Source organism: Pseudomonas sp. R19M, assembly GCF_050312585.1.
GTDB classification, from domain to species: domain Bacteria; phylum Pseudomonadota; class Gammaproteobacteria; order Pseudomonadales; family Pseudomonadaceae; genus Aquipseudomonas; species Aquipseudomonas palleroniana.
The window spans coordinates 1-13,275 of record NZ_JBNPJV010000020.1 but is presented as its reverse complement, the minus strand read 5'-3'; the positions used below and the strand labels follow the sequence as shown (position 1 = coordinate 13,275).

The window sequence follows — 13,275 nt, the reverse complement described above, 5'->3', positions numbered from 1 at the left end:
AAGGCGGAGAAATTAGATGAGTGCGCTTTATATGATTGTCGGCACCCTGGTTGCTCTGGGTGTGTTGGTGACCTTCCACGAATTCGGCCACTTTTGGGTGGCGCGTCGTTGCGGCGTCAAAGTACTGCGCTTTTCAGTCGGTTTCGGCATGCCCTTGTTGCGTTGGCATGACCGTCGTGGCACCGAGTTCGTGATTGCCGCCATACCATTGGGTGGTTACGTCAAGATGCTCGACGAGCGCGAAGGTGAAGTGCCGGCCGACCAGTTGGACCAGTCTTTCAATCGCAAGACCGTTCGTCAGCGTATCGCGATCGTCGCCGCCGGTCCGATCGCCAACTTCCTGTTGGCGATGGTGTTTTTCTGGGTGTTGGCCATGCTGGGCAGTCAGCAGGTGCGTCCGGTTATCGGCGCGGTCGACGCAGACAGCATGGCGGCCAAGGCTGGCCTGGTAGCGGGGCAGGAAATTGTATCCATTGATGGCGAACCAACCACCGGTTGGGGGGCGGTCAATTTGCAGTTGGTGCGGCGTCTGGGCGAGAGCGGTACCGTCAGTGTTGTGGTTCGCGACCAGGACTCCACGCTTGAGACCGCGCGCGAACTGGCCCTGGATCATTGGCTCAAGGGTGCGGATGAGCCTGATCCGATCAAGTCCCTGGGGATTCGTCCGTGGCGACCGGCTTTGCCGCCAGTGCTGGCGGAGCTGGATCCGAAAGGTCCGGCCCAGGCCGCAGGTCTGAAAACCGGTGATCGCCTGTTGGCCCTGGATGGCCAGGTGCTCGGTGACTGGCAGCAAGTGGTCGATCTGGTACGTGTACGGCCCGATACCAAAATTGTGCTGAAAGTTGAGCGTGATGGTGCTCAAATCGACGTCCCCGTAACCTTGTCGGTTCGTGGGGAGGCCAAGGCCGCCGGGGGTTACCTGGGGGCGGGGGTCAAGGGTGTCGAGTGGCCGCCATCGATGGTGCGAGAGGTCAGCTTCGGGCCGCTGGCCGCGATTGGCGAGGGCGCGAAACGCACCTGGACCATGAGCGTGCTGACCCTCGAATCCCTCAAAAAAATGTTGTTCGGCGAGCTCTCGGTAAAAAACTTGAGTGGGCCGATAACCATTGCTAAAGTGGCGGGCGCTTCTGCCCAGTCGGGTGTCGCGGATTTCCTGAATTTCCTGGCTTATCTGAGTATCAGCCTTGGGGTTCTGAATTTGCTGCCTATTCCAGTACTGGATGGGGGGCATCTGCTGTTTTATCTGGTCGAGTGGGTGCGTGGTCGCCCCTTGTCGGATCGGGTGCAGGGTTGGGGGATACAGATCGGTATCAGTTTGGTGGTTGGAGTGATGTTGTTAGCTCTGGTCAACGATCTGGGACGTCTGTAACGCTTCGCTGAATTGCGAATCTGCCGCATTTTGCGGCAGTTTGTTTATTGCCAGTTGGAATAAGAAAGGACTTCATGAAACGTCTGCTGCTAACTGCGGTTCTCACCGTATTGATGATCGCCGAAGTTCACGCCGAGTCCTTCACTATCTCCGATATTCGCGTCAACGGCCTCCAGCGGGTTTCCGCAGGTAGCGTCTTTGGTGCCTTGCCGTTGAACGTCGGGGAACAGGCTGATGATCGTCGCCTGGTGGAATCCACTCGTGCGCTGTTCAAAACCGGGTTCTTTCAAGATATCCAGCTGGGTCGCGAAGGCAACGTCCTGGTTATCACGGTCGTTGAGCGGCCTTCCATCTCCAGTATCACGATCGAGGGCAACAAGGCGATCTCCACTGAAGACCTGATGAAGGGCCTCAAGCAATCCGGCCTGGCCGAGGGCGAGATCTTCCAGCGCGCTACCCTTGAGGGTGTGCGTAACGAACTGCAACGCCAGTACGTTGCCCAGGGCCGCTACTCCGCGACCGTGGAAACCGAAGTCGTCCCCCAACCGCGTAACCGTGTCGGCCTGAAGGTCAACATCAACGAAGGTACGGTAGCGGCGATTCAGCACATCAACGTGGTGGGCAACACCAAGTTCGCTGATGAAGACCTGATCGACCTGTTCGAACTCAAGACCACCAACTGGCTGTCGTTCTTCAAGAACGATGACAAGTACGCCCGTGAAAAACTGTCCGGTGACCTGGAACGTCTGCGCTCCTACTACCTGGACCGCGGCTATATCAATATGGATATCGCTTCGACCCAGGTGTCCATCACCCCGGACAAGAAGCACGTCTACATCACCGTCAACGTCAACGAAGGCGAAAAGTACAAGGTTCGTGACGTCAAGCTCAGCGGCGACCTGAAAGTACCTGAAGACCAGGTGAAGTCGCTGTTGCTGGTGCAGAAGGACCAGGTGTTCTCGCGCAAGCTGATGACCACCACGTCCGAGTTGATCACCCGTCGCCTGGGTAACGAAGGCTATACCTTCGCCAACGTCAACGGCGTACCGACCCCGCATGATGATGACCACACCGTGGACATTACCTTCGTGGTCGACCCGGGCAAGCGTGCCTACGTGAACCGCATCAACTTCCGTGGCAACACCAAGTCTGCGGACGAAGTGCTGCGCCGTGAAATGCGCCAGATGGAAGGTGGCTGGGCGTCGACCTACTTGATCGACCAGTCCAAGACCCGTCTTGAACGCCTGGGCTTCTTCAAGGAAGTCAACGTCGAAACCCCGGCCGTCCCAGGTGTGGATGACCAGGTTGACGTGAACTACGCCGTTGAAGAGCAAGCCTCGGGTTCGATCACCGCCAGCGTCGGCTTCGCACAGAGCGCGGGCCTGATTCTGGGTGGCTCGATCACACAGAACAACTTCCTCGGTACGGGTAACCGTGTGTCTGTCGGCCTGACCCGAAGCGAATACCAGAGCCGTTATAACTTCAGTTATACCGACCCCTACTGGACTGCTGACGGTGTGAGCCTGGGCTACAACGCCTTCTATCGCACCACTGACTACAAAGACCTCGACGTCGACGTTGCAAGCTATGCAATCGACAGCATGGGTGTGGGTGCCAACATTGGTTACCCGATCAGCGAGACCTCGCGTCTGACCTTTGGTCTGACCGCGCAACAGGACAAGATCAAGACCGGTATTTACACCGTGGATGAGATCTTTGATTTTACCCGTAAGGAAGGCGATCAGTTCCTGAACTTCAAGGCGTCTGCCGGCTGGTCCGAGTCGACCCTGAACAAAGGCGTGCTGGCGACCCGTGGTCATTCCCAGAGCTTGACGCTGGAAGCCACTACGCCGGGCAGCGACCTGTCGTTCTTCAAGCTCGACTACCGTGGCCAGTTGTTCCAGCCGCTGAGCGATAACTACACCATGCGCCTGCACACTGAGCTTGGTTATGGCGATGGCTATGGTTCCACCAGTGGTCTACCGTTCTACGAGAACTACTATGCAGGTGGTTTCAACTCGGTTCGTGGCTTCAAGGACAGTACCCTGGGTCCACGTGGTACGCCGAGTCGTGGTGTCCTCGAAACGGGTAACGTAGGGACTCAGAAAGACACTGACGATAAGCCATTGCCATTCGGTGGTAACGTACTGATCCAGGGTGGTGCGGAGATTCTGTTCCCGCTGCCGTTCGTCAAGGACCAGCGTTCCCTGCGTACTTCGGTTTTCTGGGATGTGGGTAACGTGTTCGACTCCAAGTGCGAGCAGGTCACCAACCCGAATGGTTCGAAGTCCAACACGCAGTGTAATGATGTGAGCTTCAGCAACCTGGCGAGCTCCGTGGGTGTTGGCGTGACATGGGTGACTGCATTGGGCCCGTTGAGCTTTGCTCTGGCCATGCCGGTCAAGAAACCGGATAACGCTGAAACCCAGATTTTCCAATTCTCCCTCGGCCAGACGTTCTAAGCGTCTGACCCAAGATAACGACAACGGATTCTGTAGGAGTGCATCGTGCGTAAGTTGACTCAATTGGTTCTGCTGGCAACTGTGCTGGTAACCACCCCGGCCTTCGCCGAAATGAAAATCGCCGTCCTGAACTATCAGATGGCTCTGCTGGAATCCGATGCGGCCAAGAAATACGCCGTGGATGCCGAGAAAAAATTCGGTCCGCAGCTGACCAAGCTCAAGACCCTGGAAAGCAGCGCCAAGGGCATCCAGGATCGCCTGGTAGCCGGTGGCGACAAGATGCAGCAGCCCGAGCGCGAGCGTCTGGAACTTGAATTCAAGCAAAAGGCCCGTGACTACCAGTTCCAGTCCAAGGAGCTGAACGAAGCAAAGGCCGTTGCTGACCGTGAAATGCTCAAGCAGCTCAAGCCGAAACTCGACAGCGCTGTGGAAGAAGTCATCAAGAAAGGTGCCTTTGACCTGGTGTTCGAGCGTGGCGCCGTGATCGACGTCAAGCCTCAATACGACATCACCCGCCAGGTGATCGAGCGCATGAACCAGCTGAAGTAACCCATGACCGCGACTATCAAGCTCGGCGAGTTGGCCGAGTTCCTGGGGGCCGTCTTGCACGGCTCCCCGGAGAAGGAAATCACTGGGCTAGCCACCTTGCAGGAGGCTGGCCCAGCTCAGTTGAGCTTCCTCGCAAATCCTCAATACCGTAAGTACCTCGTCGGTTGCCAAGCCGCAGCCGTGTTGCTGAAGGCTGCTGATGCCGAGGGTTACGCCGGGGATGCGCTGGTGGTGGCCGACCCGTACCTGTCGTACGCGAAAGCGTCGCACCTGTTCGATCCAAAGCCCAAGGCCGCCGGGGGTATTCATCCCAGCGCGGTGATTGCCGATGATGCCCAGGTTGACCCCGCTGCCAACATTGGTGCGTTTGCCGTGATCGAAAGTGGCGCACGTATTGCCGCTGGCGTCACCGTGGGTGCCCATTGCTTTATCGGGGCGCGCTGTGAAATCGGCGCCGATGGCTGGTTGGCTCCGCGGGTCACCCTTTACCACGATGTGCGTATCGGTGAACGCGTGGTTATTCAGTCGGGCGCAGTGATCGGCGGTGAAGGTTTCGGCTTTGCCAATTCCAAAGGCGTTTGGCACAAGATTGCCCAGGTTGGCGGTGTCTTGATTGGGGATGACGTGGAAATCGGCGTTAACACCGCCGTGGACCGTGGCGCCCTGGCCGATACCGTAATCGGTAACGGCGTGAAGCTCGACAACCAGATCCAGATCGCCCACAACGTGCAGATCGGCGACCACACCGCCATGGCGGCGTGTGTCGGTATCTCCGGCAGCACCAAAATCGGCAAGCATTGCATGCTCGCCGGTGGCGTAGGGCTGGTGGGGCATATCGATATTTGCGACAACGTTTTCATCACCGGCATGACCATGGTCACCCACTCGATCACCGAGCCAGGGGCCTACTCTTCCGGTACCGCCATGCAGCCGGCGGCTGAGTGGCGTAAAAGTGCAGCGCGCTTGAGACAGCTTGACGACATGGCCCGACGCCTCAAACAGCTTGAAAAGCGTGTTGGAGACGTGACCCCTGGCGGTAATGCTTCATCAGAAGGCTGATACCATTTCCATATCAAGTGTGCACAGCCGCTGGGCGGCTTCCTTGATTTGCTAGCGGGGCGTGCTTTTAGTTCGCCCGCCCCCAATCTTTATTACAGGCTTCCCCCCGAAATGATGGACATCAACGAGATTCGCGAATACCTGCCTCACCGTTACCCGTTCCTGCTGGTGGACCGCGTAGTGGACCTCAATGTCGAGGAAAAGCGCATTCGTGCCTACAAGAATGTCAGCATCAACGAACCGTTCTTCAACGGCCACTTTCCCGCGCATCCCATCATGCCAGGTGTGTTGATCATTGAAGCAATGGCCCAGGCTGCCGGTATCCTTGGTTTCAAAATGCTCGACCTCAAGCCTGCCGACGGCACGCTCTACTATTTCGTGGGCTCCGACAAACTGCGTTTCCGCAATCCGGTCACGCCGGGCGACCAGTTGATCCTGGAAGCCAAGTTCATCAGTTGCAAACGCCAGATCTGGAAGTTCGAATGCCAGGCCTCGGTGGATGGCAAGCCGGTGTGCTCGGCTGAGATCATCTGTGCGGAACGCAAACTATGAGTTTGATTGACCCTCGCGCAATCATCGATCCGTCGGCCGTACTGGCCGCCGACGTTGAGGTCGGCCCTTGGTCGATCGTCGGCGCAGGTGTTGAAATCGGCGAGGGGACTGTCATCGGGCCGCATGTGATCCTCAAAGGCCCGACGCGCATTGGTAAGCATAATCGTATCTACCAGTTTTCCTCGGTAGGCGAAGACACCCCCGACATGAAGTACAAGGGTGAAGAAACACGCCTGGTAATCGGTGACCACAACATCATCCGTGAAGGTGTGACCATTCATCGTGGCACCGTGCAGGATCGTGCCGAGACCACCTTGGGTGATCACAACCTGATCATGGCCTATGCGCATATCGGCCATGACAGCGTGATCGGCAACCACTGCATCCTGGTCAACAACACTGCATTGGCAGGCCATGTGCACGTTGACGACTGGGCAATTCTGTCCGGCTTCACCCTGGTCCATCAGTACTGCCATATCGGTGCCCACGCCTTTTCCGGCATGGGGACCGCAATCGGCAAGGATGTTCCGGCATTCGTCACGGTATTCGGCAACCCGGCCGAAGCCCGCAGCATGAACTTCGAAGGCATGCGCCGTCGTGGTTTCAGCGAAGACCAGATCCATGCCCTGCGTCGTGCCTACAAGGTGGTCTACCGCCAGGGGCTGACGGTTGAGCAGGCATTGACCGAACTGGCCGAGTCGGCTGCACAGTTTCCGGAAGTGGCCGTGTTTCGGGACTCGATCCAGGCGTCGACTCGCGGCATCACCCGTTAATCATGGCCAATCTGCGTATAGCGTTGGTGGCCGGGGAAGCTTCCGGCGATATTCTGGGGGCAGGCCTGATGCGTGCGCTCAAGGCCCAGCATCCTGCCGTCGAGTTTATCGGGGTGGGTGGGCCGTTGATGCAGGCCGAGGGCCTCACGTCCTACTTTCCCATGGAACGCCTGTCCGTCATGGGGTTGGTGGAAGTGCTGGGGCGACTGCGCGAGCTGCTGGCTCGCCGCAAACTGCTGATCCAGACACTGATTGAAGAAAAGCCCGACGTCTTTATCGGAATCGACGCGCCGGACTTCACCCTTAACATCGAGCTCAAATTGCGCCAGGCCGGGATCAAGACCGTGCATTACGTCAGCCCGTCCGTGTGGGCATGGCGGCAAAAGCGCGTGCTGAAGATCCGCGAAGGCTGCGACCTGATGCTGACCTTGCTGCCCTTCGAAGCCCGATTCTATGAAGAGAAGGGTGTACCGGTGCGCTTTGTGGGTCACACGTTGGCCGACACCATCCCTCTGCAGGCCGATCGCGCAGCGGCGCGTGCCGAGCTGGGCTTGGCCGATGGCCCGCTGGTTGCACTGATGCCGGGCAGCCGCGGTGGTGAAGTCGGGCGGCTGGGCGCGCTGTTTTTTGATGCCGCCGAGCGCTTGATGGTCTTGAAACCGGGTGTGCGCTTCGTGCTGCCGTGTGCCAGCCCGCAACGTCGTACGCAGATCGAGGCCTTGCTTGACGGTCGCAACTTACCGCTGACGCTGCTGGATGGTCAGTCGCACCTCGCGCTCGCGGCCTGTGATGCGGTGCTGATCGCTTCAGGCACTGCCACTCTCGAGGCGTTGTTGTACAAGCGTCCGATGGTAGTGGCCTATCGTCTTGCACCACTGACGTTCTGGATTCTCAAGCGCATGGTCAAAAGTCCCTACATCTCCTTGCCCAATCTGCTGGCCCAGCGCCTGTTGGTGCCGGAGTTGCTACAGGACGACGCGACCCCTGAAGCCCTGGCGCAGACCGTACTTCCCTTGATAGAGGGTGGCGAAGAGCAGACCCGTGGCTTTGACGATATTCACCGCAAGTTGCGCCGTGATGCGTCGAACCAGGCGGCGGATGCCGTGCTCACCTTGATCGGCCATCGACAGGAAACCCTATGAAGACGCAAATGGGCCTGGATTTCAGCCTGGTTGCCCAAGCCGATGAGCTGGTGGCCGGCGTTGATGAAGTAGGGCGCGGGCCGCTGTGCGGCGCCGTCGTTACGGCGGCCGTCATTCTTGACCCGAACCGTCCGATCCTGGGGCTTGACGATTCGAAGAAACTCACCGAAGCGCGCCGCGAAAAGCTCTACGACGAGATCTGTGAGAAAGCCCTGAGCTGGCATATCGCCCGGGCCGAGGTCGAGGAAATCGATGAGCTGAACATCCTGCACGCCACCATGCTTGCCATGCAGCGTGCGGTGGAGGGCCTGCACATCACGCCAAAGATGGCGATGATCGATGGTAATCGCTGCCCGAAACTGGCGATGCCGTCGGAAGCGGTGGTGAAGGGTGATAGCAAGGTGCCTGCTATTGCGGCGGCTTCAATCCTGGCCAAGGTCAGCCGAGACCGTGAAATGGCGGCTTTCGAATTGATCTACCCCGGCTATGGCATCGGTGGTCACAAGGGTTACCCAACGCCCGTTCATCTGGAAGCCTTGGCCCGTCTGGGGCCTACGCCGATCCATCGTCGCTCGTTCGCCCCGGTGCGCCTGGCTTACGAGGCGCGGGAGAGCCTCAGCGAGGTGTAGTCGCGAGGCTGATGTTTCGCTCAAGGCCCGGTACAATCCGGGCCTTGTTGTTTCCACGTATCTAGACAGGATCACTATGCCGGCTTCATTCGTTCACCTACGCCTGCACACTGAATACTCCCTGGTCGATGGCCTGGTACGGATCAAACCGCTGGTCAAAACCCTGGTGGGCATGAACATTCCTGCGGTGGCGGTGACCGACCAGAACAACATGTGTTCCCTGGTCAAGTTCTACAAGAACGCCATGGGCGCCGGCATCAAGCCGATCTGCGGCGCCGACCTGTGGCTGTCCAACAAAGACCCGGATAACCCCCTGAGCCGCATCAGCCTGCTGGCGATGAACGGCGTGGGTTATCGCAACCTCACCGAACTGATTTCCCGTGGTTTTATCGACGGCCAGCGCAATGGCTCGATCATCATCGAGCGCGAGTGGGTGGCCGAGGCCAGCGAAGGGCTGATCATGCTGTCGGCCGCCAAGGAAGGCGAGATCGGCATTGCGCTGCTCGGTGGCAACCCCCAGGAAGCCGAAGTACTGGCTCGAGAGTGGATGCAGGTCTTCCCCGACCGTTTTTACCTGGAAGTCCAGCGTACCAATCGGCCTAACGATGAAGAACACCTGCACGCCGCAGTGGCGCTGGCCGACAAGTTGGGCGCACCGCTGGTGGCGACCAACGATGTGCGTTTCATCAAGCGAGAAGATTTCGAGGCCCACGAAACCCGCGTGTGCATCGGTGAAGGCCGGGCGCTGGATGACCCGCGCCGCTCGAAAAACTACAGCGAAGAGCAATATCTCAAAAGTGCCGAGGAGATGGCCGAGCTGTTCAGCGACCTGCCCGAGGCCCTGGAAAACTCCGTCGAGATCGCCAAGCGCTGCAACATTGAAGTGAAACTGGGCAAGCACTTCCTGCCCAACTTCCCGATTCCCGATGGCATGACCATCGATGAGTACTTCCGCAAGGTGTCGTTCGATGGCCTGGAAGAGCGGTTGGCCGTTCTGCTGCCCAAGGACACCACCGAAGATTACGAGGCCAAGCGCCAGGTCTACGTGGATCGGCTGAATTTCGAGCTGGATATCATTATCCAGATGGGGTTCCCCGGTTACTTCCTGATCGTGATGGACTTTATCCAGTGGGCCAAGAACAACGGCGTGCCGGTTGGCCCGGGCCGAGGCTCAGGCGCCGGCTCGCTGGTGGCTTATGTACAGAAGATCACCGACCTCGACCCGCTGGAGTATGACCTGCTGTTCGAGCGGTTCCTGAACCCGGAACGGGTGTCCATGCCCGACTTCGACGTCGACTTCTGCATGGATGGCCGTGACCGCGTGATCGAGTACGTGGCCGAGAAATACGGCCGCAACGCTGTAAGCCAGATCATCACTTTCGGTTCCATGGCGGCGAAGGCGGTAATCCGTGACGTGGCGCGCGTACAGGGCAAGTCTTACGGCCTGGCGGACCGCCTGTCGAAGATGATCCCGTTCGAAGTCGGCATGACGCTGGAAAAAGCCTACGAGCAGGAAGAAATCCTGCGCGACTTTATCAAGGTTGATGAAGAGGCCGCCGAAATCTGGGACATGGCCCGCAAGCTCGAAGGTGTGGTGCGTAACGTGGGTAAACATGCCGGTGGCGTGGTTATCGCACCGACCAAACTCACCGACTTTTCGCCGATCTACTGCGATGAAGAAGGCGACGGCCTGGTTACCCAGTTCGACAAGGACGACGTGGAAGCCGCCGGCCTGGTGAAGTTCGACTTCCTGGGCCTGCGGACCCTGACGATCATCGATTGGGCGCTCAAGACGATCAACCGCGACCGCGCCAAGGCCGGCGAGGAGCCGCTGGATATCGCGTTTATCCCGCTGGATGACAAGCCGACCTATTCGTTGCTGCAAAAAGCCGAAACCACGGCAGTATTCCAGCTTGAATCCCGGGGCATGAAGGAGCTGATCAAAAAGCTCAAGCCCGACTGCCTGGAAGACTTGATCGCACTGGTGGCCCTGTTCCGTCCGGGGCCGCTGCAATCGGGCATGGTGGATGACTTCATCAACCGTAAGCACGGGCGTGCCGAGCTGGCATATCCGCACTCCGATTATCAGTACGAGGGCCTCAAGCCAGTACTGGCACCGACCTACGGCATCATCCTGTATCAGGAACAGGTGATGCAGATTGCCCAGGTGATGGCGGGCTACACCCTGGGTGGTGCGGACATGCTGCGTCGCGCCATGGGTAAGAAAAAACCGGAGGAAATGGCCAAGCAGCGCGGTGGTTTCATTGAGGGGTGTGCCACCAATAATATTGATGCCGACCTGGCCGGTAACATTTTCGACCTGGTGGAAAAGTTCGCCGGTTATGGCTTCAACAAATCCCACTCCGCCGCCTACGGCCTGGTGTCGTACCAGACCGCCTGGCTGAAAGCCCACTACCCGGCGCCCTTCATGGCTGCGGTACTTTCGGCGGACATGCACAACACCGACAAGGTCGTGACCTTGATCGAGGAAGTGCGCACCATGAAGCTGCGCCTCGACGCGCCGGACGTGAACGCCTCGGAGTTCAAGTTCACGGTGAACGACGAAGGCCGCATCATCTATGGCCTGGGCGCGATCAAGGGGGTCGGCGAAGGCCCGGTGGAAGCGATCACCGAAGCGCGGCAGGACGGGCCGTTCAAGGATCTGTTCGACTTCTGTGCGCGGGTTGACCTCAAGCGCATCAACAAACGTACCCTCGATGGCCTGATTCGCAGTGGCGCACTTGACCGTCTCGGCCCCTATTTCCATGATGAGCCGAAGGCTTACCAGGCCAATATCGACCGCAACCGGGCAGTACTGCTGGCCGCCATGGAAGAGGCGATCAAGGCCGCCGAACAGACTGCCCGCACCCACGACAGTGGCCATGCGGACCTGTTTGGGGGGCTGTTCGTCGAAGAAGATGCGGATGTGTACGCGAACCACCGCAAGGCCAAGGAATTGACCCTCAAGGAGCGTCTCAAGGGTGAGAAAGACACCTTGGGTCTGTACCTTACCGGTCACCCGATCGACGAATACGAAGGAGAGATCCGTCGTTTTGCCCGTCAGCGTATTATCGACCTGAAGCCGGCACGCGACACCCAGACCGTCGCCGGCATGATCATCGCCCTGCGGGTGATGAAGAACAAGAAGGGCGACAAGATGGGCTTTATCACCCTCGACGACCGCTCGGGGCGAATCGAGGCGTCGCTGTTTGCCGATGCGTTCCACTCGGCGCAATCGTTGCTGCAGACCGATGCCATGGTGGTGGTGGAAGGGGAGGTCAGTAACGATGACTTCTCCGGTGGCCTGCGCCTGCGGATCAAGCGGGTCATGAGTATGGAAGATGCCCGTACCAACCTGGCCGAAAGCCTGCGCTTGAAGGTCAAGACCGAAGCGCTCAAGGGCGATCAGCTACGCTGGTTGGGTGATTTGCTCAAGCGTCACCGTGGCGCTTGCCCTGTGACCATGGAATACACCGGCAACGACGCCAAGGCGATGTTGCAATTTGGCGAGACGTGGCGAATTGATCCGGCGGATGGCTTGATTCAAGCTTTGCGTGACCAGTTCGGGCGAGACAACGTCTTCCTCCAATACCGCTGATGGTCAGCACACCTGACCTCGGCTGAACATTTAATCTCGACCTAAACGCGCCTCTCCCTTAAGGTAGGGCGCGAATAGACAACCGGCTGGCCAGGCACTCCTTGGCCGTCGACCCAAGACGGACGCTTATGAACCCGAATTTTCTTGATTTCGAACAGCCGATCGCTGACCTGCAAGCCAAGATCGAAGAACTGCGCCTGGTCGGCAATGACAATTCGCTGAATATCGGCGATGAAATCTCCCGCCTGCAAGACAAGAGCAAGACGCTGACCGAAGACATCTTCGGCAAGCTGACCAGCTGGCAGATCGCACGCCTGGCTCGCCATCCGCGTCGCCCATACACTCTGGACTACATCCAGCACATCTTCACCGAGTTCGACGAGCTGCATGGCGACCGCCACTTCTCGGATGACGCCGCCATCGTTGGTGGTATCGCTCGCCTGGATGACCAGCCGGTCATGGTGATCGGTCACCAGAAAGGCCGTGAAGTCCGCGAGAAGGTGCGCCGCAACTTCGGCATGCCGCGTCCGGAAGGCTATCGCAAGGCTTGCCGCCTGATGGAAATGGCCGAGCGCTTCAAAATGCCGATCCTGACCTTCATCGACACGCCGGGCGCCTACCCGGGTATCGACGCTGAAGAGCGCAACCAGAGCGAAGCGATTGCCTGGAACCTGCGCGTCATGGCCCGCCTGAAAACTCCGATCATCGCGACTGTGATTGGTGAAGGGGGCTCCGGCGGCGCATTGGCCATTGGCGTTTGCGATCAGTTGAACATGCTGCAGTATTCGACCTACGCGGTGATCTCGCCGGAAGGTTGCGCCTCGATCCTGTGGAAAACCGCAGAAAAGGCGCCGGACGCTGCCGAAGCCATGGGCATTACTGCCGATCGCCTCAAAGGCCTGGGTATCGTGGATAAAGTGATCGCCGAGCCATTGGGCGGCGCTCACCGCGACCCGGCTGCCGCTGCTGCGACCATCCGCGCCGAACTGGGTTCGCAACTGGCGATGCTCAAGAAGCTGGATAACGAAGCGCTGCTGACCCGTCGTTATGAGCGCCTGATGAGCTACGGCCTGTAAGAGCGTCGCAATACTCAATGTGGGAGGGGGCTTGCTCCCGATTGCGGAGTGTCAGTCAATGGGTCC

The 13,275-nt window shown here is 58.8% G+C and carries 10 protein-coding genes; all 10 read left to right on the top strand.

What is annotated here, in order from left to right; translation table 11 throughout:
• The first annotated feature begins 16 nt into the window (after positions 1 to 16).
• The 10 genes from rseP to ACQRBT_RS02840 all read left to right on the top strand — a co-directional run bounded on the left by rseP (position 17) and on the right by ACQRBT_RS02840 (position 13,209).
• Entirely contained in the window at positions 17 to 1,369 is a 1,353-nt protein-coding gene (gene rseP / locus ACQRBT_RS02885; protein WP_205344422.1) for a sigma E protease regulator RseP, read from the top strand.
• A 74-nt stretch (positions 1,370 to 1,443) separates the two neighbouring features.
• Positions 1,444 to 3,831, top strand: a complete 2,388-nt coding sequence (gene bamA / locus ACQRBT_RS02880; RefSeq protein ID WP_411984431.1) for an outer membrane protein assembly factor BamA — start codon at positions 1,444 to 1,446, stop codon at positions 3,829 to 3,831.
• Positions 3,832 to 3,876: 45 nt separating this feature from the next.
• A complete protein-coding gene (locus ACQRBT_RS02875) occupies positions 3,877 to 4,380 on the top strand; it encodes an OmpH family outer membrane protein (RefSeq protein ID WP_060754043.1) in 504 nt (167 codons plus the stop codon).
• Positions 4,381 to 4,383: 3 nt separating this feature from the next.
• On the top strand, positions 4,384 to 5,439 hold the full coding sequence (gene lpxD / locus ACQRBT_RS02870; RefSeq protein WP_060754044.1) for a UDP-3-O-(3-hydroxymyristoyl)glucosamine N-acyltransferase: 1,056 nt from the start codon (positions 4,384 to 4,386) through the stop codon (positions 5,437 to 5,439).
• Positions 5,440 to 5,550: 111 nt separating this feature from the next.
• Positions 5,551 to 5,991: a 3-hydroxyacyl-ACP dehydratase FabZ gene (gene fabZ, locus ACQRBT_RS02865; RefSeq protein ID WP_003172281.1), complete on the top strand. Its 441-nt coding sequence runs from the start codon at positions 5,551 to 5,553 to the stop codon at positions 5,989 to 5,991.
• Positions 5,988 to 6,764 carry an acyl-ACP--UDP-N-acetylglucosamine O-acyltransferase gene (gene lpxA, locus ACQRBT_RS02860; protein ID WP_060754045.1) on the top strand — a complete coding sequence of 259 codons (777 nt, stop codon included), beginning with the start codon at positions 5,988 to 5,990 and terminating at the stop codon, positions 6,762 to 6,764. Before fabZ ends, lpxA begins: the two co-directional genes overlap by 4 nt.
• Before the next feature lie 2 nt (positions 6,765 to 6,766).
• On the top strand, positions 6,767 to 7,906 hold the full coding sequence (gene lpxB, locus ACQRBT_RS02855) for a lipid-A-disaccharide synthase (protein WP_412046669.1): 1,140 nt from the start codon (positions 6,767 to 6,769) through the stop codon (positions 7,904 to 7,906).
• Entirely contained in the window at positions 7,903 to 8,535 is a 633-nt protein-coding gene (gene rnhB / locus ACQRBT_RS02850) for a ribonuclease HII (RefSeq protein ID WP_090366388.1), read from the top strand. The genes lpxB and rnhB overlap by 4 nt, the downstream gene beginning before the upstream one ends.
• A 76-nt stretch (positions 8,536 to 8,611) precedes the next feature.
• Positions 8,612 to 12,133, top strand: a complete 3,522-nt coding sequence (gene dnaE / locus ACQRBT_RS02845) for a DNA polymerase III subunit alpha (RefSeq protein ID WP_412046668.1) — start codon at positions 8,612 to 8,614, stop codon at positions 12,131 to 12,133.
• A gap of 128 nt (positions 12,134 to 12,261) precedes the next feature.
• On the top strand, positions 12,262 to 13,209 hold the full coding sequence (locus ACQRBT_RS02840; RefSeq protein WP_060754049.1) for an acetyl-CoA carboxylase carboxyltransferase subunit alpha: 948 nt from the start codon (positions 12,262 to 12,264) through the stop codon (positions 13,207 to 13,209).
• The last annotated feature ends 66 nt before the right edge of the window (positions 13,210 to 13,275 follow it).